Origin of the sequence: Pectobacterium peruviense (assembly GCF_002847345.1) — a bacterium.
In the GTDB taxonomy this organism is placed as follows: domain Bacteria; phylum Pseudomonadota; class Gammaproteobacteria; order Enterobacterales; family Enterobacteriaceae; genus Pectobacterium; species Pectobacterium peruviense.
In genome coordinates, this window is the sequence record NZ_LXFV01000005.1 from 151660 (window position 1) to 172839 (window position 21180).

Below are 21180 nucleotides of genomic sequence, written 5' to 3' on the forward strand. Positions count from 1 at the left end.
TATTCGCGTAGAAAGTATTTCAATTACAATCTATTCGCTTCGCACAATGCATGGATCGAGAACACATGAGCAACACGAATCATGATGATATCAGCAAGTTTCTTAGCTACGTGTTACGGCACAAGCCCGAAGCCATTGGGCTCACGCTGAACAGCGAAGGATGGGCAAACATTGCTGACCTGATTAGCGGCGCGGCAAAAGACGGACGCCTTCTTACCAGAGAGGTGATTCAGTCTGTGGTTGATAACAGCGACAAAAAGCGCTTTTCTATTTCGCCGGATGGTTTATCGATCCGTGCAGCGCAGGGGCACTCATCATCACAGGTCGATCTGCGTTACAAGCCTAAAACACCGCCCGAGTTGCTTTACCACGGCACGGCGACCCGATTTATCGACTCAATAAATCAGCTGGGTTTGCTTCCCGGCTCGCGTCAGTATGTGCATTTGTCTGCTGATGAAGCAACGGCGATAAAAGTCGGCCAGCGGCATGGCAAGCCCGTGGTACTAAAAATAAAGGCGCTGGAGATGCATCAACAGGAGTTTATTTTTTATCAGGCGGATAACGGCGTCTGGCTAACCTTGGCGGTTCCTGTGCCATTTATAGCAGAATGAATATGTGCATTAGTCGCCTGTTTTCGCCGCCAAAACAACACTGGCGAAAACAGGCGATGAAGGTATTTAACGATTAGCGGGCATCGGCCAGCGCAATGTTCTGACGCAAACCGGGCAACACGTTGCCCATCTCCATGTTTTCTCTTGCGATTTGGAAACGGGAGACGGACTGTTGCAGGTTAATAACCTGTTCCTGAAGCGCATTCGCTGAGGTCGCCACTTCTGCGACCAATGACGCATTCTGCTGAGTCACACCATCCATCTGATTAATAGCGATATTAATCTGCGAAATGCCTCGGCTCTGCTCGCTGGAAGCCAGCGTGATTTCATCCATGATATCGACGACTTTCTTCACATCCATCAGTACTTCGTCCATGGTGTTACCGGCCACTTCAACCAGACCAGCGCCCTTTTCAATACGGCTGAGAGAAGCATCAATCATCGTGCCAATCTCTTTCGCTGCCGTCGCACTACGCGCAGCCAGCATCCGCACTTCGGAGGCAACCACCGCAAAGCCTTTACCGTATTGACCTGCACGCGCAGATTCTACCGCAGCGTTCAGCGCCAGCAGGTTAGTCTGGAAGGCGATACCGTCGATCACACCAACAATGTCGGAGATCTTGGCGGAACTCATCTTAATAGAACGCATGGTATCAACCACTTCGGAGACAACATTCCCGCCGCGAGACGCGGAATCAGAGGCTTTCTGCGCCAGTTGATTCGCCTTGCGAGTATTGTCTTCGTTGTTTTTCACCGTCGACATGATCTGCTCCATACTTGAAGCCGTTTCATCCAACGAGGCTGCCTGCTGCTCGGTACGGCTGGAAAGATCGATGTTGCCGGATGCGATTTCTTCTACCCCAACGCTGATCGCATCGGTTCCGTTACGCACCACGCGCACCATGTTTTCCAGTCCGTCGCGCATGCGCTGAACGGCGGCAAACAGGTGGGCGATTTCGTTTTTCCCACTGCTATCAATCTGCGCCCGCAGGTCGCCTTCAGCAATGCGGTCAAAGACGGAAATAGCCTGGTTCAGCGGCTTCACGATCATATTGGTCATCACAGACCAAGCCAGCGCCGCCAGCAGCAACGCACAGGCAATCGCACCGTACAGGATGGTTTCCATCAGTTCCACACGTCCATTTGAATCCGCGTAGGCTTCATCAATGCTCTTCAGCTTGAAGGCAACCAATGCTTTAGAGGATTTATCAAACGCGGCGTACAGCACCGTCGATTTCCCGGCACGCTGGCGATATTCATCCAGATTCCCTGCGTTAAGCGCCACAAATGCCGGATCGATAAAGTCCTGCATCAGCGCGTTGCGCTTCTCAGCCATGTCCGAAGAAATCACTTTCTCCTGTTCAGACTGCGGATATTTCAGGTATTCCTGCCATTTTTCGCTAGCACCATCGACCTTACCTCTGGCGCGTCCCAGCGCGACTTTAGCCGCCTCAACGTCCCCTTTCCCCATTAATGATTCGTACAGACGTAAATCCAACCGACCACGCAACAGCAGTTCGGAACTGTCATTCAGCGCCACCAGCCCTGGCAGCACTTCCATATCGACGCGGGCAAATGATTTGTTCCCTGACTGAACCGCAATCAGCCCTAAAACGCCGACAAAAAGCAGTAACGCCGCTAACGAGAACACCATCATGCTGAGTGCAGTACGGATCTTTATCTTACGAAACATAAATTATCCCTGTGGTCTGAAAATAAGAAAGGGTGAGCGCCAGTTCTATAGCGGAACCGTTCAGTTATTTACGCAATAGTCGTTATATTTCAATTTCCAGACGTGTTCATTTATACAGCCTGAAATAAATCCGTTATAAAATCGTAATAAAATAAAGAAACGTACAAAGAAGATAATGACCGACAGAAAATTGGCTTTCCGTCGGTCATTAGAATTTATTTTTTATTCTTTTTCTGAGACTGATTTTTGTCTAAGAAACGTTGCAGCTCATCTTTATAAAATTTCGCCGACATCATCGTGCCATGCCCGCTGGTATCTTTGCTGGCGGGAATAAGGAACAGCGTTGCCTGCTTAATTTTCTTAAGTTCATTATCCAGAATGCCGGTTTCAACCGGATTACGCTCATCATCCGCAGAGTTAATCACCAGAACAGGGGCCTTAATTTTATTCAGATCCGGTGCCGCGTTATAATTTGCAGACGATCCCCAGAGATAAATAAAGTCATTGGCATCGCTGGTTGAAGGCGCAGCGAGACGATCTTCTACCAACTTGTCCGCCTGAGCACGCGTCGGCGCTTTGCTCTGATACGCCAGTGTGCCGCCAGTGGTAGCAATGCTAAACATAATGTTGGCTGTTTTTAGCGTTGGCGGCTGCTGAGTATAATCACCGTTATTCCACACAGGATCGTTCTTGATAGATTCAATCAAGATACGGCGCATCATCCAGTTACGGCCGGAAAGTTCATTTGGCAGCGACGCCATTGGCACCAGTGCATCCATCATATCTGGGTATTTTTCACCCCAGAGCCAGGTTTGCATGCCACCCATGGAATATCCCATCACTAGGTTCAGGTGATTAATCCCCAATCCTTCTTTGATCAAACGATGTTGTGCCTGCACCATATCGTTATAATCGTACTGTGGGAATTTCATCCGTAAGCCGTCTGAAGGTTTGGAGGATTTTCCAGAACCAATGCTCTCCGGCATGATAATAAAGTATTTGCTGCTATCCAGCGCCTGACCTGGCCCGAAAAGTTCTCCGCCAAAGCCATTTGCTAACAGTGCTTTAATCGGCTGGTTCGTTCCATGCAGCAATAACACCGCGGGCTTGGTTTTATCACCGATGGTGTAATAGTGAATTCGCAGATCTTTTAATTTTTCGCCGTTGTTGAAGGTAAATTCTGACGCGATCCAGTCGCCTTCTTTAGGCTCCGGAAAATTGGTCTGTGCATGCGTTAATGGTGACAGCATTAACAGAAATGCACCCACCACCCCTGATAGAATTCGGTTAACCATAAATAGCTCTTCGGTAATCATGAAGTCGTGAAGCCGCGATTTTAATGTCTATTAGGAAAAATCCCAATAAACATAAGCGGACTAATAATAAAAAGAGATTATTCTCTGATTTTTTTATTTATCACGAGAGATTCTACAAGAAGTTTTTAATAGGATGATATTTAACGTATTCCTGCCTAAGCGCCCTACCACATTGCTCCTATCCCCAATTCGAAATAGACGCGCATAAAAACAGCAAGGCGCATTTTTTTTCGCTCAGATTTCTAACAGAAAGGGTATCGTGTGCGGTGACACCGCACACGATCGACATCAGACAGGAGGTTAATTAAGGGTTGGGAATCAAGATTTTAGGATTAGTGCTTATTCATTTCTCTTTCAATCGTTTCCAGACGCTCATCCATATCCGGGTGCGTACTCAGCCAGTCAGGTAAATCCAGCGAATCAATTTCATCCTGACTGCGGTCTTTAGCGATCAAGGCCTGATACATTGCCTGCATTGACTGAAGTGAACGTCCCTGCTGCTGCATTTCTGCTATTGCCCATGCATCGGCTTCCCGCTCCATATCTCGGGAAAACTGCATTTCGTTAATGAAGGCGGCAGACTGCAATACGGTATCGCCGATTCCACTGACATCGCCCGTCATCCACATGAACGTCAGCGACACCAGCGATGAGCGCACCACCATGCGCATTGGGTGGCGATAGGCGTGGTGCCCCATTTCATGCAGCATCACCGCGGCCAACTCGTTATCACTTTTCGCCAGCTTCACCAGATCGTCGCTGATAATCAAGGTGCCATCTGCCAGCATAAAGGCATTGGGTCCGATAGGCGCAGACATGATCTCAAGACGCAGCGGCGTTTTATCTTCCCGCATGTCAGCAGGCATTACCTGTTGAAACAGCGTTTGCATCTCTTGTTGGCGTTCAATAGGCAGCTTGGAAGGCTTAAAATCACTGTGCCGCAGCAGCTTCAGCGTATTTTGTCCCAGTTGCTGTTCGATAACGGTAGGAATGCGTAGCGCCAGTGCGGAACTCGCCCAAGGCAGCACCACGTAAACGTAGTTTATGACGATCAAAATCGTGGCAAATAGCGTGAGAATGACGCCACGCTTATGCCGTTCCAGGCGATGAACAAGCCCTGGTCGACGCCGCGCAGAATACCACGCGCGAAAGGTGGGATCGTCGGCAGGCACAAAACGGCCGCCGTCAGGAAAGGTTAGCGTCAGAGGAATGGAACCCAGCGCATCGGAAACCGTGACCTGCTCCAACGCAAATGTTGTGTTCGATGACCCGGTGTTCAGCACCATCGTCGAACCATTGTCCGTTAAATGAAGAGAAGCGGCCACGCGGGCCGCCAATCCGGGGTATTGATAATGCCCCTCAATATTCATATTACAGCCTTATAGACCGACACCCAAATCAAGGGCTTGTACCGCTTCTTCGGCCAGTGCGCTGTTTGCTGTGTCTTGGTGTGCTTGAACGTGCAGCAGTTCCAGATCGCCTTCAACCGCAGTGGCATTCGCGAGATAACGTGCATGACGAATCTCTGCCACCGGTGCAGCCCAACCCAAAGAGAAAATAGTGATCAGGCTATTGGTTATCAGCAGCCCCATGTAAGACATCGTTTGCATGGAAGAGTGCAATTTCACACCACCGTTCAGCGAGGTCTGGTTAAACAGATAATTACGCTGTGCGACGACCAGATAGCTACTGGAAACCAGCACGCCCAGCAACGTCACAATGATCATCATGACAAAATTAAAGACATTACTCAGCAGCATCATTAGTACAAGTTCTTCATTTCCACCGCCCATCATGATCGTTTGGAAAAACGTGAAAAAGAACGAGCTCATGAATGACAGCGCCGCGATCAGGAAAGGAACAAAAATCAGCAGGCTAATCAGGGAGAACTTAATAAATACCGCTTTCGTCAATTCTGCTTTAAACGCTGTTTTGCCGAAGAACAGGTTATTCACATAGAAATCGAGCTGCATCATTTTCATGATGCCATTTACTGCGGCAAACCCTGGAATAGCAATGGCCAGCGCAATGAACCCAATCAGAATAGGGCTATTGCTCTGCATACCGATCATGACAACAACAACCAGAGCGATATAAAAAGCCAGCAACAGCAGGATAGGACAAAGCAATAAGACCCAATATGCACGGCCCGTCTGGCAATGATAATTAAAACGGATGCCGCGGTAGCTAGACATAATGGCGTCATAACGCCAGTTGCGGATCACGAGGATCGGAATCAGTGCAGCAAATGCCAACGCGAGAATCGTCCCCAGCGTTGGTGACATCATCATTACGATATAAAACAGAATAAGGCCGCCGATAACCAGCAAGCGCCCTTTAAGGATCTGAATAGGCTGGGCATGGTAATCAAAGCGGTCACCGTTAATTTCCGTATTACCGTAAAAATAACGGCGGCGGCGCACTGTAGCCCAGGCAGAATAAATACCCAGAGTGATGACCGTTAATAACGCATTTACCAGCCAAATTGCAAAATATTCCCCAGCTTTACCATGAAACTGCACGCGATGCTGCGTGCTATTTTCTGAAGTCTTGATTGTCATAAACCTTTCATCCTAAAAGAAATAAGCCTCATAAACGCATCATTCAACACGTTATTGGCATACAAAAAGCGGCTTATTTAAGCATGTCCTGTTAATGACAACAATAAAAGTTAACAGAAATCAAACAAGTTCATATACTTATTAATTACAGGGAATAGAGAAACCAGCAGAGTAGCCAACACAGAGGTAACGTGAAGTATGGCGGGTATAGACGTTGCATCAATGTGGTCTGAAATGGTATTACAATCGGCCAAGATTATTACCCTCGTCAACCGTAAGAACAAGAGTACGTATTATGACAACCGCGACCTCCGCCAATCTTCAGGTACGCCCAATCACCGCGCAGGACGATGCCGCTATCGCTCAGGTCATCCGTCAAGTTTCTGCCGAATTTGGTTTGACGGCCGACAAAGGCTATACCGTTTCCGATCCTAATCTGGATAAGCTGTTTGCCCTGTATAACCAGCCAAAAAGCGCCTATTGGATTGTTGAATATGAGGGACGCGTGGTTGGCGGTGGCGGCATTGCCCCGCTGGTCGCGGGAGAAGAAGATGTATGTGAATTACAGAAAATGTATTTTCTACCCGTCGTGCGCGGCAAAGGACTGGCACGTCAGTTGGCGATACAGGCGCTTGATTTTGCTCGTCAGCACGGCTTTCGCCGTTGCTATCTGGAAACAACCGGCCACCTGACCAGTGCAATTCGGTTGTATGAATCTCTGGGCTTCGATCCGATTCCCCATTCAATGGGCAACACGGGCCATACCGATTGTGAAGTGACGATGCTGAAGCTGCTGTAATGGCAAATAAAAACGCCGCAGGGTATTCCTGCGGCATTCGGTGAGCGTGTTCTTTCGGGAATTTACAAGCTATCCCCTAAATAATTCGAGTTGCAGGCAGGCGGCGACGCAGTGAATCCCCAGGAGCTTACTCAAGTAAGTGACTGGGGTGAACGAGGAAAGCCAACGTACATGCAGCTTGAAGTATGACGGGGATTAATGGCGTTTGCCGTCATCATCTTCGTCATAAAAATCTTCATCATCGCCTTCTTCTTCGCCTTCACCATCTGGATCTTCGAAGTAAGTGCCCCAACCGTCGTAATGCACACCGTGGCGTTCTGCCAGCTCTAACAGCTGTTCTACCTGTGCGTCGATCAGTTCCGCCTTCAGCGCAACTTCACTGATAGCATCGCAGCACATCAGCAACACGCCATCTTCCACTTCAAGTTCTTCCGCATCCGTCACTTCATAGCCCAGCTTGAAGGCTTCTACAGCGACTTTTTCCAACACTTCAAACTTCTCAGCAGAGAAATGGTGTTCAATGGTATAGAGCGCGTCAGGATCGCTGCCATCATCCAGCAGTTCTTCAATGATCAGGCGTGTCTCTTCCCGTTGCTCTTCCAGTAATTCGCGGTTTGCCATGCCTCAGTCCTCATTAATCGACGTAATATTACTTATTGTCCCACAGCCCTGCAGCTTGCTCCACCACAAAGTTTGATATCACCACTTGAATTTGAATAATTACACATATAAAGTGAATTTTAATTCAATCAATGCTATTGGATCACATGGAGAGGTACATCATGCAACCGTTCTACAAGCGTCACTTTTTAAGGTTAATGGATTTTACACCCGCAGAAATTGCCAATCTTTTAGCCCTGTCAACGAAACTGAAAGCCGATAAAAAAAACGGGACCGAAACCCGCCGCCTGCAAGGTAAAAACATCGCACTCATCTTCGAAAAAGATTCGACTCGTACTCGCTGCTCTTTCGAAGTTGCTGCATACGATCAGGGCGCGCAGGTGACCTATCTCGGCCCGAGCGGTAGCCAAATCGGTCATAAAGAATCCATCAAAGATACCGCACGCGTACTGGGAAGAATGTACGACGGCATTCAATATCGCGGCTACGGCCAGCAGATTGTCGAAACGCTGGCGCAATATGCTGGCGTTCCAGTGTGGAACGGGCTGACAAACGAATTCCATCCCACGCAGTTGCTGGCAGATTTGCTGACGATGCAGGAACATTTACCGGGTAAAGCGCTGTCAGACATGACGCTCGTCTACGCTGGCGATGCACGTAACAACATGGGTAACACCATGCTGGAAGCAGCGGCGCTGACCGGGCTGGATTTACGTCTTGTTGCGCCAAAAGCCTGCTGGCCGGACGCCGGTCTGGTGGCTGAGTGTCAGGCAGCGGCGGAGCAAACAGGTGGTAGCATAACCCTGACGGAAGATATCGCCGCAGGCGTTGCAGGCGCAGATTTCATTTATACCGACGTTTGGGTTTCCATGGGCGAACCGAAAGAAACCTGGAAAGAACGTATCGCACTACTGAGGCCGTATCAGGTGAACACGGCGATGATCGCCGCAACGGGCAATCCACAGGTGAAGTTTCTGCACTGCCTGCCTGCGTTCCATGATGACCAGACCACAATGGGTCAGCAAATGGCAGAGCAGTATGGCCTGCACGGTGGAATGGAAGTCACGGACGAAGTCTTTGAATCCGCGCACAGCATCGTGTTCGATCAGGCGGAAAACCGCATGCACACCATCAAAGCGGTGATGGTCGCCACGCTGGTACAGGATTAAGGTTTAGCCTGCCTTTGATGTGTTTTAAAAACAGATCAGAGGTGGGCAGGCCCTCAGGTAATCGACACATGCCCTTTTATCAGAAAAAAAGGGGGAATGTAGTTATCCCATCCTTTTTGGTTGCAGTGCTGGATCAGGGTGGCGCTATTTGTCACACCTGTTTTATCACAGCAACGCGTTATCCTATTACGAAGCGTTGAAGGACTTATACCAAGTATGTCCGGAATACCGTTCTGCTTCACCCCGCACTGTAGCAAAAGAACGACTTCCCACTCTTTGTCTGTAAAAATATTTGCCGGTCGAGTGAACACAAAGGGCTTCCTTTCGCGTGGCATAAGAAAGGTTGAAAAGTAAACATTGGTGATTTCTATGTAAGTGCAAACAATACCGTCATTGCCATCATTGAGCCGCCAAGGACGCTTCTCCACCAGAAAAGACCTGAGTCTATTTTGTCTTCCGTAATCAAATGTTTTGAGGACGATACTCATTTCATTTGTGGTCAATATTTTTTGATCGTCATACAGTATATGGTCGTAGTGCTCGCTGACATCGGGCGTTAAGTCAGTGTCGAGACAACCTAAAAGGTTATTTTCTGTTACGCCGAAATACTGACATACCATCTTATTGCCATAAACATACTGGGAGTTGCAGTCCTTTATTGCCCAGCCAAACAAAGAGTTATCAAAGTAATACTCAACAGGAGTCAAATCTGGATCCATCAGGTTAGCCTCGGATAATGATATGTCCTTTTTTCAGAAAGAACAGTGGGATGTAGTTATCAAAACTGTTATCTCTACAGTATTCTTTTAGGCCTGATAGTGAATTCAAGCCTGTTTTTCTGTAGCAGCTTCGGAGTCTGCTGTTAACGGCATCGACAGTGATTGAAAGGATGCTGCTTATATCTTTAAGCATCATCCCACAGACCAACAGATAAATAACCTCCCATTCCTTCTCGGTAAATAATTTAGAAGGGGACTCGAAGGTGGAGTGTTGCATTATTGTTCCATTCAGCAACGAGGTCGGCGTGATGATCCTGACGTGTCTGACGCTGATAACTGTGCCTACACAGTTGTGATGTTCATCATAGAGTGGCTCCTGAATATTGTAGGCAGGCTGCATTATTTTTTCCGTGCCTTGAATATGCGTTGTAATGGCTCTCACCGCCTTACCTGTACGCTCTATCTCTCGTTCCTGCTGGTTAAAAATGTCTGAAAATTCGGCTACAGGAACAGGGATATCCCTAATATTCAAGCCTTCATAATCATAACGAGTTGATATGGTTTGCCAGGTTTTAAAGGTGTTATTGACATAAATAAAACGGGAGCTTGTGTCTTTTACTGCCCAGCCGACGAGAGGATCGCTTTCGAACATTGCGATTAATCTGTCAGGTAATGTAATTGGTTTCATCAGTGTATCCCTACATTAAAATTACCCTACATAAAATATACCGTACCTGATATGTACCTGTTTATAAAAACTAAAAGAGAATAAAAGGTCTGTGACAGGCCAATACCAGGGATAACATCCTACATAATGTAAAGTAATAACATGCCTATAATCGAAAGGTCATGAAATTTTCTAGCAAGAAAATCATTTTCTGAATAATGCCAGTCAGTTAAGCAACTGACTGGCTGTTTTTTTTCTAGGCCTTGCTGCCAGTGTTCACTGAAATCCTACACCAGCGATGCGTCTATTTTCACCACAGCTTTGCGCACATGTGCAGGTTCGCCCACGGCACACAGCGGTTTGTGCACTTCTCCTGGGAAGAAGACGACAAAATCCCCTTCCTGCATCACAAACAGCTTTTCCTGTTCACCCGCTGGCAGGAAGGCAATGTCTTTATCCGCCAACCAATCGGTATCTGGCTTGCCCGCAGGCAAGTTGCTGAACGTCATCCCTTCCACACCGGACAACACAATCTGAATGTCCAGATACTTGGCGTGGTATTCAGCACGACGTTTCTCCAGCAGGTCTGTGCTGTCGTTGGAGATCAGCACAAACACGCTGTTACCCTCGATGTCATGCTTGCCCAACGGCGTGTCTGCCGTGATGTTTTGCTTCACATATTCAATCGCTTCACGCAGTTTGGCAGGCAGATAAGGAACCAGATCAAGGTGGTGGACATTGCCAGTAATCATAAAAACCTCGTTGATATAAAAAATGAAACTCTGTTTTACAATCCTTATACTCTCCAAATGTGACACCCGCCAGCGTGTTAATCCGAAACAGTGAACCACTCATCACTCTTATCAGTTGGCCTTATTCCCTCTACGGCCGCCATGCATAGCGCATTCGCTAAGCAACCGATTGCGATGCGTAAAAAACCACGTTTTATGCTTGAAATAGCCTAGTCGGCGCGTATAATTTCCGACAGTTTGCCGGGAGGGGTCATGCACCGTTACACCAAAAAATCCGCTACTTATGTTGGTTCTCAACCACAACTGCCATCCGGCAGCCAGCGTTTTCCTTTCCGTCGCTCAATCGATCAATTAAGAAAGCCCCTCAATGAGGGGCTTTTTTTTGCCCACTGTTCGGGCCGCCAGATACGACATTTCCTGTTTACTCGTTAGGAGAAAGACAACATGGTCAATCCGCTCTATCAAAAACATATTATTTCGATTAACGACCTCAGTCGGGAAGATTTAGAACTGGCGCTGAATGTCGCCGCCAGCCTGAAAGCCAAGCCCCAGCCTGAGCTGTTAAAACATAAAGTGATTGCCAGTTGCTTCTTCGAGGCTTCTACCCGGACGCGCTTATCCTTTGAAACCGCGATGCACCGCCTGGGCGCATCCGTCGTCGGCTTCGCCGACAGCAACAACACCTCGCTGGGGAAAAAGGGCGAAACACTGGCCGACACGATCTCCGTCATCAGCCAATATGTTGATGCCATCGTGATGCGTCACCCGCAGGAAGGTGCGTCCCGCCTTGCTACCGAGTTTTCCGGCGGCATTCCGATACTGAACGCCGGTGACGGTGCGAACCAGCACCCGACGCAAACGCTGCTCGATCTGTTCACCATTAAGGAAACGCAAGGCCGACTGAACAACATCAACATCGCGATGGTCGGTGATTTGAAATATGGCCGTACCGTGCATTCACTTACGCAAGCGCTGGCGAAGTTCGAGGGCAACCGCTTCTACTTCATCGCTCCAGACGCGCTGGCGATGCCGGACTACATTCTGAGTATGCTGAAAGAGAAGAATATTGCTTACAGCCTGCACAACAGCATCGACGAAGTCGTGGGTGAGCTGGATATTCTGTACATGACGCGCGTTCAGAAAGAGCGTCTGGATCCGTCCGAATATATCAACATCAAATCCCAGTTTGTCCTGCGTGCTGCCGACCTCGACAGCGCCCGCCCGAATTTGAAAGTGCTGCACCCACTGCCGCGCGTCGATGAGATCACCATTGATGTGGATGCCACGCCCTACGCCTATTATTTCCAACAGGCTGGCAACGGTATTTACGCCCGTCAGGCGCTGCTGGCGCTGGTCCTGAATCGCGAACTGGTTCTGTAAGAGGAAGAAACCATCATGACACACGATAATAAATTACAGGTTGAAGCGATCAAACGTGGCACGGTGATCGACCACATTCCCGCACAGGTGGGTTTTAAGCTGCTGACGCTGTTTAAACTGACCGCAACAGACCAGCGCATCACTATAGGCCTGAATTTGCCGTCCAACCACCTTGGGCGCAAAGATCTGATCAAGATCGAAAACGTGTTTCTCACTGAACAGCAGGCAAATCAGCTGGCGATTTACGCACCGCAGGCGACCGTCAATCAGATTGATGAGTATGACGTGGTGCGCAAGCTGGTGCCGACGCTGCCTGACCACATTACCGGCGTGCTCACCTGCCCGAACAGCAACTGCATCAGCCGCAGCGAACCGGTTTCATCGTCATTCAGCGTTAAGCAGCGTGACGGTGACGTTCACCTGAAATGTAAGTACTGTGAGAAAGAATTTGAGCGTCAGGCTGTACTGCAAGATCGCTAGTTTTCTGCTTTGCCCCGTCATGGATATTGCCTGTTACGGGGCTTTTTTGAATAATGGCTGCGTCCGCGTTTCTTTTACGCCCCCATCAAGGAGATACCATGTCACGCATTATCAGCACTGAGCACGCCCCAGCCGCCATCGGCCCTTATGTTCAGGGCGTCGACCTTGGCAGCATGATCTTCACGTCTGGTCAGATCCCCGTGAACCCGAAAAGCGGCCTGGTGGCAGATAACATCACCGCTCAGACACGCCAGTCACTGGAAAACGTTCAGGCGATCGTGGAAGCTGCTGGCCTAAAAGTTTCCGATATCGTGAAAATGACCGTGTTCGTGAAAGACCTGCACGATTTCGCACTCGTGAACACCGCATATGAAGCCTTCTTCAACGAACATAGTGCACCGTTCCCGGCTCGCTCTTGCGTTGAAGTCGCCCGTCTGCCGAAAGATGTGAAGATCGAAATCGAAGCGATTGCCGTTCGCCGCTAAGCACCATTATTGATCGTCCCCTTCGCAAGACGCACCATTGTGGCTGCGTCTTGCTGATTTCCCGCGCCTTTATTCTCCCTCCTCAGTGCAAACTCGCCTTGCTACGCACCAATTAGAGGAAAAAACCGAGCACCATCCTGACTGCATCACGCTTTTTCCAAAATGGCGCATTTTATGCATTGTCCTATTATCGCTATTAAGCGTGATGCTTGGGGATGACAATGATAAAAATGAAACTTCCATCTGCGCCTTATTACGACGAGATGCTCTCGTCGCAAGGCAAACAACGTCAACACTACAATTCCTATTGGCAATGGCTTCAACAAACCGATCAGCAGGCCATTAAACAAAAGAAGGAGCAGGCGGAACTGCTGTTTCACCGCGTGGGTATTACGTTTAACGTTTACGGCGAGGAAGGGGGCACCGAGCGCTTAATTCCTTTCGACAGCGTACCGCGCATTATTCCTGCCCACGAATGGCAGTTGCTTGATCGCGGCATCCGTCAGCGGGTACAGGCACTGAACGCCTTTCTCTACGATATTTACCATCAGCAGCACATACTCAAGGCTGGCATTGTCCCCAGTGAACAGGTGCTGGCGAATGAGCAGTATCAACCCTGTATGCAAGGTGTGAACCTGCACAACAACATTTACGCCCACATCACTGGGATCGATATGGTGCGCAACAGCGACGGGCATTATTACGTGCTGGAAGACAACCTGCGTACCCCATCCGGCGTCTCTTACATGCTGGAAAACCGCAAAATGATGATGCGGCTCTACCCAGATCTCTTTGCCAGCCAGCACATCGCCCCTGTTGAACGCTATCCCAGCTATCTGCTACAGACCCTGCGTGAAAGCACACTCGTTGACGACCCTACCGTGGTCGTGATGACGCCGGGCCGTTTCAACAGCGCTTACTTTGAACACAGTTTTCTGGCGCAGCAAATGGGCGTCGAACTGGTAGAAAGCGCGGACTTGTTCGTGAAAGAAGGGGCGGTCTATATGCGCACCACGGAAGGTCCGTGTCAGGTGGATGTGATTTATCGCCGCGTGGACGATGCCTTCCTCGATCCGTTGGCGTTTCGTGCGGATTCGATGCTCGGCGTGCCCGGTTTGTTGTCCGTGTATCGGGCTGGTGGCGTCGTATTGGCGAATGCTGTTGGCACCGGTGTGGCCGACGATAAATCCATCTATCCGTATGTGCCGGAAATGATTCGTTTCTACCTGTCTGAAGAGCCGATCCTCCACAATATTCCCACCTGGCAATGTCGCAATCCCAAGGATCTGCGCTATGTGCTCGATCATCTGGATAGCATGGTAGTCAAGGAAGTTCACGGTGCAGGCGGTTACGGAATGCTAGTTGGCCCACGGGCGACACGTCAGGAGATCGAGACATTCCGCCAGCGTTTACTCGTGCACCCGCACAACTATATCGGCCAGGAAACATTAGCGCTCTCCACCTGCCCAACGTTTATCGACGATGGTCTGGCTCCCCGACATATCGATTTGCGCCCTTTTGCCTTGTCCGGTGAGGAAATCCGACTGATTCCCGGCGGCCTGACGCGTGTCGCACTCACGGAAGGTTCTCTGGTCGTCAACTCCTCACAGGGCGGCGGCACCAAAGACACCTGGGTCATGGAGGAGGACGAATCATGCTAAGCCGTACTGCCAGTGAACTGTATTGGATGGCTCGCTATCTGGAACGGGCAGAAAGCCTCGCCCGTGTACTGGATGTCACCTACAAACTCTCGATGATGCCGCGCCACAGCCAGCAGCAACGCGATCTGGCTCTTCCCCTGAACCTGACCGCCACACATGAGCTATTTCAGCAGCGCTACACCCAATTTTCCATGAATAACCTGCTGAATTTCTTCGCGCTGGACAGCGAGAACCCAAGCAGCATCTACAACTGTATCGAAATGGCATGGAACAATGCGCACGCCGTGCGCGGCAGCCTTTCCTCCGAGGTGTGGGAGTGTATTAACGCCACACGCATCGACATTCGGAACCTGCGGCATCAGGGTGTTGATCATATTGGGATTGATGCGTTTTTTGACTGGGTGAAAGAGCGTTCCCATCTGTTTCGCGGTGCGATGTTCGGCACGCTGCTGCGCAATGACGCCCAGTGCTTCATTCGTGTTGGCACACTGATTGAACGCGCCTGTGCGACTGCACAGTTACTGAATGTTAAACACCAACAGCTCAATAGCGACCCCGACCCAGTACGTGAATACTATCGTCTGGATACCCTGCTGCGTGCCGTGAGTGCACGCGAGGCTTACCACAGCATCTATCGCCAGCCAATCAGCCCGGAAACCGTCACCGAGCTGCTGGTCTTACGCGAGGATGTACCGCGTTCGCTGCACGCCTGCGTCGGCGATCTGGTACTTCAGTTGGAAGCTATCGGTAGCCAACGTGCCAAAGTGCCACATCGGCTCGCCCACCTGCTACACGTCGAGCTGCGCTTCAGCACGCTGGACGACATTCTGGCGCAGGATTTACCCACCTACCTCAATAATTTCATCATTAAAATCAATGAACTGGCAGACAGTATTCGTCATACCTATCTGGAGGCGCTATGAAACTCACTATCAACCACCTCACTCACTATCGCTATGATGAAGAAGTGAAGTTCAGCACCCAGTACCTGCGCCTGACGCCGCAAAACTCCGCACATCAGAGAATACAGGAATGGAAACTGACGCTGCCCGCCTCAGCGGTTCAAACCACCGATGCATATGGTAATGTGTTGCATGTGCTGACACTCGATCACCCACATCACGACATCACGATTCATGCGCAAGGTGTGGTTGAGATCGGTGACGACGGCGAAAGAGAAAAGCTCGAAACGCAGGATGGCCTGTCGCCGCTGGTTTTTTTACGCACCACGCCGCTAACCGAAGCCGATGGCGATATTCGAGCGTTTGCACAACGCTATTATCGTCCAGATGCAGCGGAAGAGAGCCTGAATACGCTGATGGCGGAGTTACAGCTGAAAATGCCGTATACTCCCGGAGCAACGCAGGTACAGGATACCGCAGCGGTGGCGTTTGCCATGCAGAAAGGCGTTTGTCAGGATCACACGCACGTGTTTCTAGCCTGCTGCCGAAGCCTGAATATTCCAGCACGCTATGTCAGCGGCTACGTGTACAGTCAGGATACCCAACATGTCGCCATGCATGCCTGGGCAGAAGTGTGGCTAAACGGGTATTGGCAGGGGTTCGATATAACCAACAGTACCCGACAACTCCATCAGCATTTGTGGCTGGCCGTGGGAATGGATTATATGGATGCCTGCCCGGTACGCGGTACACGGCTGGGAGGCGGATGCGAAGAGATGTTTTCAGAAGCTGAAGTCCGCTTGTTTGAACGGCAACAGCAGGTACAGCAGCAACAGTAAAATTTTTAACGAAAAGGTACTTTATGACGTACTGTGTCGCCATGTGTCTGTCTGACGGCCTGGTTTTTGCTTCCGACTCCCGCACTAACGCGGGCGTCGATCACATTGCAACGTTCAAAAAACTTCATGTTTTTCAACATGATGATGAGCGCGTATTAGTGATCCAATGTGCAGGAAATCTGGCGACAACGCAAAGCATCATCAGCCTGCTCAACGCCCGTATTGACGCGCAGCATACGCCAAACCTTATGCAGGCTAACTCCATGTATGACGCTGCGATGCTACTCGGGGAAACCGTACGCGAAGTGATTCACCGCGATAGCAGCGCGCAGCAGAGCGGCAGTAATACCAATTTCGGCTGCAACCTGCTGCTAGGCGGCCAGATTGGTGGTGAAACACATCGGCTGTTCCATATTTATCCTGAAGGCAACTTCATTGAAGCCACGCCGGACACCCCCTATTTCCAGATCGGCGAGAGTAAGTACGGCAAACCGATCATCGATCGCGTGTTGACGATGGATACGCCGCTGGAACAAGCCATGTGCTGTGCGCTGATTTCTATCGACTCCACCCTGCGCAGCAACCTGTCGGTTGGCCTGCCGCTGGACGTGATGATTTACCGCACCGGCAGTTTTGACAGCGGTGAGCAACAGCGCGTTACCGAAAACAACGCCTATTTCAACACGATCCGCAAAGCCTGGTCAGAAGGGCTAGTAAATACCTTCCGACAGCTTCCCCCCTTCCCTGATAGTCAACCGTAGCTCGCCCCCTCATCGGTCATCGGCATTCAGTAGTCACCGTCACGCTTACTACGAATGCCGAAAAACACCATCTGGCATTTCAGATATTTCTGTACTTTTACTCTTCTACCCATAAAAAAACGCCCGATAAGCTGCCAGACCACGCACCGCAAGCCTTCGCGAACCCCTCACTCAATATGATTAAATTTTGTTCAAGTTCGATTTATCTACTAGGGAGGAATTTCTTTGCTCTACATCAATTTTGCAGCGATAAAAGCGCAAGCGCCCCTACGCAATTTCAATATATAGTGCCTATCCTATAAACACGACCTACATATAGTGTTTATCCACAGTGTCATCCACAGCCCTCTGCAACCCTTGTCGGGTAGGGCTTTTGCCTGTGGATAACCTTTCCAGAGGAAGAAAACGTGAAACCAGTAGTGATTAAACGGGACGGTTGCCAGGTGCCTTTTGATGAAGTTCGCATCAAAGAGGCGGTCGAACGCGCGGCACATGCAGCCGATGTCAATGATGCAGACTACTGTGCAACTGTGGCCTGTGCGGTCGCTCAACAAATGCAGGATAAATCGCGCGTGGATATCCGCGATATTCAAGACGCGGTCGAAAACCTGCTGATGTCCGGCAATTATAAGAAGCTGGCACGTACCTACATCGAATACCGCCATGACCGAGATATTGCGCGTGAGCGTCAAGGTCGCCTGAATCAGGAAATTCGCGGTCTGGTCGAGCAGAGCAACATGGCGCTGCTGAACGAGAACGCCAACAAAGACAGTAAAGTGATCCCAACCCAGCGCGATCTGCTGGCTGGTATTGTCGCCAAGCATTACGCCAAACAATACATTCTGCCTCGTGATGTGGTACTGGCACACGAACGCGGTGAGATTCACTATCACGACCTCGACTACTCGCCGTTTTTCCCGATGTTCAACTGCATGCTGATCGATCTGGACGGCATGCTGACCAACGGCTTCAAAATGGGCAATGCGGAGATTGAGCCGCCAAAGTCGATCTCAACTGCTACCGCCGTCACCGCGCAGATTATCGCGCAGGTCGCCAGCCACATTTATGGCGGCACCACGATTAACCGTATTGATGAAATTCTGGCTCCGTTCGTCACCGCCAGCCACGCGAAACATAAAGCCGTAGCAGAAGAGTGGCAGATTCCAGATGCAGAAAACTATGCCCTGACTCGCACAGAAAAAGAGTGCTACGACGCCTTTCAGTCACTGGAATACGAAGTCAACACGCTGCACACCGCTAACGGCCAGACGCCGTTCGTCACCTTTGGCTTCGGGCTTGGCACCTGCTGGGAATCGCGTTTGATTCAAGAATCCATCCTGCGCAATCGTATTGCCGGGCTGGGTAAAAACCATAAAACGGCAGTATTTCCTAAACTGGTCTTCGCCATCCGCGATGGTCTGAACCATAAAGCGGGCGATGCAAATTACGATATCAAGCAGCTCGCACTGGAGTGCGCCAGCAAGCGTATGTACCCCGATATCCTGAATTATGATCAGGTCGTCAAGGTCACTGGTTCGTTCAAAACACCAATGGGCTGCCGCAGTTTCCTCGGCGTGTATGAAGAAGACGGCCAGCAGATTCACGATGGTCGCAATAATCTGGGCGTTATCAGCCTGAACCTGCCGCGTATTGCGCTGGAAGCCGAGGGCAATGAAGACCGCTTCTGGACGCTGCTCGATCAACGCCTGACGTTGTCGAAGAAAGCGCTGATGACGCGCATTGCGCGGCTGGAAAATGTGAAAGCCCGCGTCGCGCCGATCCTGTATATGGAAGGTGCCTGTGGCGTGCGTTTAAAAGCAGACGACAGCATCGCGGACATCTTCAAGAACGGACGCGCCTCGATTTCACTGGGCTATATCGGCCTGCATGAAACCATCAACGCACTCTTCGGTAGCCAAACGCACGTGTTTGACGACGAGGCGCTACGTTCCAAGGCCGTGGCTATCATCGCCCGTCTGAAAGCCGCCACCGAGCAGTGGAAAGACGAAACGGGTTACGGCTTCAGCCTTTACAGCACGCCGAGCGAAAACCTGTGTGACCGCTTCTGCCGTCTGGATACCGCCGAGTTTGGCGTTGTGCAGGGTGTGACGGACAAAGGCTACTACACCAACAGCTTCCACCTTGATGTAGAGAAGAAGGTGAACCCTTACCAGAAAATCGACTTTGAGCTGCCCTATCCGCCGCTAGCTAACGGTGGGTTTATTTGCTACGGCGAATATCCGAACCTGCAACACAACCTCAAAGCGCTGGAAGACGTGTGGGATTATAGCTACACCCGCGTGCCTTACTACGGCACCAACACGCCGATCGACGAATGCTATGAGTGTGGCTTCACCGGTGAATTCGAGTGCACCAGCAAAGGCTTCACCTGTCCGAAATGTGGTAATCATGATTCGGCACGCGTTTCCGTCACGCGTCGCGTGTGCGGCTACCTCGGCAGCCCGGACGCACGCCCGTTCAACGCCGGTAAGCAGGAAGAAGTTAAACGCCGGATTAAGCATCTGGGCAACGGTCAACTGGGCTGATCCCTTCTGGGCCGCAACAATGCGGCCCACCTTTCGCGGCATCGTTAACACACGCCCGCGTCATAACATGGGCTCTACCGTATGAATTACCACCAATATTATCCCGTCGATGTAGTCAACGGCCCCGGCACCCGCTGCACGCTGTTTGTCGCTGGCTGCGTGCATGAGTGCGTTGGGTGCTACAACAAAAGCACCTGGCGGCTGAACTCCGGTCAGCCGTTTACACAGGAGCAGGAAGATCAGATCATCGCCGATCTTCAGGATACGCTCATCCCCCGGCAGGGAATTTCGCTGTCTGGCGGCGATCCGCTACATCCGCAAAATGTGCCTGACATCCTGCGGCTAGTAGAACGTATACGTGCAGAATGCCCCGGTAAAGATATCTGGGTTTGGACAGGCTACGTGCTGGCGGACATTACGCCGGAACAACAGCGGGTGGTCGATCTCATCAACGTGTTAGTCGATGGAAAATTTGTGCAAGATCTGAAAGATCCCGCACTGATTTGGCGCGGCAGCAGCAATCAAGTGGTCCACCGCCTGCGTTGATTGATAAGCGTCTACTGAAGCGGTTGCCACTTCCCCAGCGAACGTAATTGATCGGACTCCAGTACCGTAACCCGCGCTTTTGGCTCCGGCGAGAACGCTTGATTCAACAACGCCTGCGCCACGGTTTTCCCCTCAATTGCCCGCCACTTCGCCGGGAATAATCGGAACAGCGGCGCGGCAAGACTCTCCAGTGTGCGACTGTCTTCCCTTTCCCCCAACAGCATCGACGGCTGTGCCAATGTCAGGTGCTGCCAGCCTTGCTGACGCAGCGATTTTTCCGTTTCCCCCTTCACTCGCGAGTAGAAGAAAGGAGACGTTGCACTCGCGCTCAGTGAACTGACGACCAAAAGGTGCGTCGCGCCCAGCGCTAGCGCGACTTTTGACCCTTCCACGACCAGCGTGTAATCCACGTAGCGGAAAGCCTGCTTACTGCCTGCCGTCTTGAGCGTCGAACCCAGGCAACAAAATGCAATATCGACAGGATCGGTCAATTGCGCCAGCGCAGCTGACAGATCGGGATCGTGCGGATTGACCACTTTCTCCGAATGCGCCAACGGCTTACGGGTCGGTGCATAGATCGTCTCTACCCGATTATTGGCTTTCAGCAGTTCTAACAATTCGTGCCCCACTAACCCTGTTGCACCTAATAACAGTACCCGGCTCATTGGCTTT

Annotated in this window: 21 protein-coding genes; 12 read left to right on the top strand and 9 right to left on the bottom strand. The window is 50.6% G+C overall.

Going from position 1 to position 21180, the window contains the following annotated elements; genetic code table 11:
• The first annotated feature begins 65 nt into the window (after positions 1-65).
• On the top strand, positions 66-611 hold the full coding sequence (locus A0G03_RS04835) for an RNA 2'-phosphotransferase (RefSeq protein WP_048258452.1): 546 nt from the start codon (positions 66-68) through the stop codon (positions 609-611).
• A gap of 73 nt (positions 612-684) precedes the next feature.
• Here A0G03_RS04835 and A0G03_RS04840 read toward each other — a convergent pair whose 3' ends face one another.
• From A0G03_RS04840 to A0G03_RS04855, 4 genes are all read right to left on the bottom strand, one after another.
• Positions 685-2304 carry a methyl-accepting chemotaxis protein gene (locus A0G03_RS04840; protein WP_048258451.1) on the bottom strand — a complete coding sequence of 540 codons (1620 nt, stop codon included), beginning with the start codon at positions 2302-2304 and terminating at the stop codon, positions 685-687.
• Between the two features lie 215 nt (positions 2305-2519).
• Positions 2520-3599 (bottom strand): alpha/beta fold hydrolase, encoded by a 1080-nt coding sequence (locus tag A0G03_RS04845; RefSeq protein ID WP_048258450.1) that lies wholly within the window; start codon positions 3597-3599, stop codon positions 2520-2522.
• A 353-nt stretch (positions 3600-3952) separates the two neighbouring features.
• A complete protein-coding gene (locus tag A0G03_RS04850; RefSeq protein ID WP_048258449.1) occupies positions 3953-4990 on the bottom strand; it encodes a M48 family metallopeptidase in 1038 nt (345 codons plus the stop codon).
• A gap of 9 nt (positions 4991-4999) precedes the next feature.
• Positions 5000-6181, bottom strand: a complete 1182-nt coding sequence (locus A0G03_RS04855) for a YjgN family protein (RefSeq protein ID WP_048258448.1) — start codon at positions 6179-6181, stop codon at positions 5000-5002.
• A gap of 295 nt (positions 6182-6476) precedes the next feature.
• Here A0G03_RS04855 and A0G03_RS04860 point away from each other — a divergent pair, with 295 nt between their 5' ends.
• The gene (locus A0G03_RS04860) at positions 6477-6980 is read left to right on the top strand and encodes a GNAT family N-acetyltransferase (RefSeq protein WP_048258447.1); all 504 of its coding nucleotides are present in this window, start codon (positions 6477-6479) and stop codon (positions 6978-6980) included.
• A 195-nt stretch (positions 6981-7175) separates the two neighbouring features.
• On the opposite strand, the gene rraB is transcribed toward A0G03_RS04860, so the two are convergent.
• Positions 7176-7601, bottom strand: coding sequence for a ribonuclease E inhibitor RraB (gene rraB / locus A0G03_RS04865; RefSeq protein WP_048258446.1), 426 nt, complete (start codon positions 7599-7601; stop codon positions 7176-7178).
• Between the two features lie 161 nt (positions 7602-7762).
• On the opposite strand from rraB, the gene argF reads away from it, so the two are divergent.
• Entirely contained in the window at positions 7763-8770 is a 1008-nt protein-coding gene (gene argF, locus A0G03_RS04870; RefSeq protein WP_048258445.1) for an ornithine carbamoyltransferase, read from the top strand.
• A 53-nt stretch (positions 8771-8823) separates the two neighbouring features.
• Here argF and A0G03_RS04875 read toward each other — a convergent pair whose 3' ends face one another.
• From A0G03_RS04875 to A0G03_RS04885, 3 genes are all read right to left on the bottom strand, one after another.
• Positions 8824-9489: a PAS domain-containing protein gene (locus tag A0G03_RS04875; protein ID WP_048258444.1), complete on the bottom strand. Its 666-nt coding sequence runs from the start codon at positions 9487-9489 to the stop codon at positions 8824-8826.
• A gap of 4 nt (positions 9490-9493) precedes the next feature.
• The gene (locus tag A0G03_RS04880; protein WP_048258443.1) at positions 9494-10177 is read right to left on the bottom strand and encodes a helix-turn-helix transcriptional regulator; all 684 of its coding nucleotides are present in this window, start codon (positions 10175-10177) and stop codon (positions 9494-9496) included.
• Positions 10178-10443: 266 nt separating this feature from the next.
• On the bottom strand, positions 10444-10908 hold the full coding sequence (locus A0G03_RS04885; RefSeq protein ID WP_048258442.1) for a NanQ anomerase/TabA/YiaL family protein: 465 nt from the start codon (positions 10906-10908) through the stop codon (positions 10444-10446).
• A gap of 444 nt (positions 10909-11352) precedes the next feature.
• On the opposite strand from A0G03_RS04885, the gene pyrB reads away from it, so the two are divergent.
• From pyrB to nrdG, 9 genes are all read left to right on the top strand, one after another.
• Positions 11353-12288: an aspartate carbamoyltransferase gene (gene pyrB / locus A0G03_RS04890; protein WP_048258441.1), complete on the top strand. Its 936-nt coding sequence runs from the start codon at positions 11353-11355 to the stop codon at positions 12286-12288.
• Between the two features lie 15 nt (positions 12289-12303).
• Positions 12304-12768, top strand: coding sequence for an aspartate carbamoyltransferase regulatory subunit (gene pyrI, locus A0G03_RS04895; RefSeq protein ID WP_039491703.1), 465 nt, complete (start codon positions 12304-12306; stop codon positions 12766-12768).
• Between the two features lie 98 nt (positions 12769-12866).
• A complete protein-coding gene (gene ridA, locus A0G03_RS04900) occupies positions 12867-13253 on the top strand; it encodes a 2-iminobutanoate/2-iminopropanoate deaminase (protein ID WP_039354809.1) in 387 nt (128 codons plus the stop codon).
• Between the two features lie 221 nt (positions 13254-13474).
• Positions 13475-14914, top strand: a complete 1440-nt coding sequence (locus A0G03_RS04905; protein WP_048258440.1) for a circularly permuted type 2 ATP-grasp protein — start codon at positions 13475-13477, stop codon at positions 14912-14914.
• Positions 14908-15837, top strand: coding sequence for an alpha-E domain-containing protein (locus tag A0G03_RS04910; RefSeq protein ID WP_048258439.1), 930 nt, complete (start codon positions 14908-14910; stop codon positions 15835-15837). The genes A0G03_RS04905 and A0G03_RS04910 overlap by 7 nt, the downstream gene beginning before the upstream one ends.
• Positions 15834-16655 carry a transglutaminase family protein gene (locus tag A0G03_RS04915; RefSeq protein WP_048258438.1) on the top strand — a complete coding sequence of 274 codons (822 nt, stop codon included), beginning with the start codon at positions 15834-15836 and terminating at the stop codon, positions 16653-16655. Before A0G03_RS04910 ends, A0G03_RS04915 begins: the two co-directional genes overlap by 4 nt.
• A 23-nt stretch (positions 16656-16678) precedes the next feature.
• Positions 16679-17416, top strand: coding sequence for a proteasome-type protease (locus A0G03_RS04920; protein ID WP_048258437.1), 738 nt, complete (start codon positions 16679-16681; stop codon positions 17414-17416).
• Positions 17417-17823: 407 nt separating this feature from the next.
• Positions 17824-19962: an anaerobic ribonucleoside-triphosphate reductase gene (gene nrdD / locus A0G03_RS04925; protein ID WP_048258436.1), complete on the top strand. Its 2139-nt coding sequence runs from the start codon at positions 17824-17826 to the stop codon at positions 19960-19962.
• A gap of 81 nt (positions 19963-20043) precedes the next feature.
• The gene (gene nrdG / locus A0G03_RS04930; protein WP_048258435.1) at positions 20044-20508 is read left to right on the top strand and encodes an anaerobic ribonucleoside-triphosphate reductase-activating protein; all 465 of its coding nucleotides are present in this window, start codon (positions 20044-20046) and stop codon (positions 20506-20508) included.
• 11 nt (positions 20509-20519) lie between these two features.
• On the opposite strand, the gene A0G03_RS04935 is transcribed toward nrdG, so the two are convergent.
• Positions 20520-21173, bottom strand: a complete 654-nt coding sequence (locus tag A0G03_RS04935) for a Rossmann-fold NAD(P)-binding domain-containing protein (RefSeq protein ID WP_048258434.1) — start codon at positions 21171-21173, stop codon at positions 20520-20522.
• Positions 21174-21180 lie beyond the last annotated feature (7 nt).

Bases quoted from the DNA above. Each gene is read 5' to 3' on its own strand.
- A0G03_RS04855 (WP_048258448.1), bottom strand. From the start codon at position 6,181: ATGACAATCAAGACTTCAGAAAATAGCACGCAGCATCGCGTGCAGTTT.
- A0G03_RS04920 (WP_048258437.1), top strand. From the start codon at position 16,679: ATGACGTACTGTGTCGCCATGTGTCTGTCTGACGGCCTGGTTTTTGCT.
- A0G03_RS04910 (WP_048258439.1), top strand. From the start codon at position 14,908: ATGCTAAGCCGTACTGCCAGTGAACTGTATTGGATGGCTCGCTATCTG.
- A0G03_RS04845 (WP_048258450.1), bottom strand. From the start codon at position 3,599: ATGGTTAACCGAATTCTATCAGGGGTGGTGGGTGCATTTCTGTTAATG.
- nrdG (WP_048258435.1), top strand. From the start codon at position 20,044: ATGAATTACCACCAATATTATCCCGTCGATGTAGTCAACGGCCCCGGC.
- A0G03_RS04885 (WP_048258442.1), bottom strand. From the start codon at position 10,908: ATGATTACTGGCAATGTCCACCACCTTGATCTGGTTCCTTATCTGCCT.
- rraB (WP_048258446.1), bottom strand. From the start codon at position 7,601: ATGGCAAACCGCGAATTACTGGAAGAGCAACGGGAAGAGACACGCCTG.
- pyrI (WP_039491703.1), top strand. From the start codon at position 12,304: ATGACACACGATAATAAATTACAGGTTGAAGCGATCAAACGTGGCACG.
- ridA (WP_039354809.1), top strand. From the start codon at position 12,867: ATGTCACGCATTATCAGCACTGAGCACGCCCCAGCCGCCATCGGCCCT.
- A0G03_RS04935 (WP_048258434.1), bottom strand. From the start codon at position 21,173: ATGAGCCGGGTACTGTTATTAGGTGCAACAGGGTTAGTGGGGCACGAA.
- A0G03_RS04880 (WP_048258443.1), bottom strand. From the start codon at position 10,177: ATGAAACCAATTACATTACCTGACAGATTAATCGCAATGTTCGAAAGC.
- A0G03_RS04905 (WP_048258440.1), top strand. From the start codon at position 13,475: ATGATAAAAATGAAACTTCCATCTGCGCCTTATTACGACGAGATGCTC.
- A0G03_RS04835 (WP_048258452.1), top strand. From the start codon at position 66: ATGAGCAACACGAATCATGATGATATCAGCAAGTTTCTTAGCTACGTG.
- pyrB (WP_048258441.1), top strand. From the start codon at position 11,353: ATGGTCAATCCGCTCTATCAAAAACATATTATTTCGATTAACGACCTC.
- A0G03_RS04875 (WP_048258444.1), bottom strand. From the start codon at position 9,489: ATGGATCCAGATTTGACTCCTGTTGAGTATTACTTTGATAACTCTTTG.
- A0G03_RS04850 (WP_048258449.1), bottom strand. From the start codon at position 4,990: ATGAATATTGAGGGGCATTATCAATACCCCGGATTGGCGGCCCGCGTG.
- A0G03_RS04860 (WP_048258447.1), top strand. From the start codon at position 6,477: ATGACAACCGCGACCTCCGCCAATCTTCAGGTACGCCCAATCACCGCG.
- A0G03_RS04915 (WP_048258438.1), top strand. From the start codon at position 15,834: ATGAAACTCACTATCAACCACCTCACTCACTATCGCTATGATGAAGAA.
- argF (WP_048258445.1), top strand. From the start codon at position 7,763: ATGCAACCGTTCTACAAGCGTCACTTTTTAAGGTTAATGGATTTTACA.
- A0G03_RS04840 (WP_048258451.1), bottom strand. From the start codon at position 2,304: ATGTTTCGTAAGATAAAGATCCGTACTGCACTCAGCATGATGGTGTTC.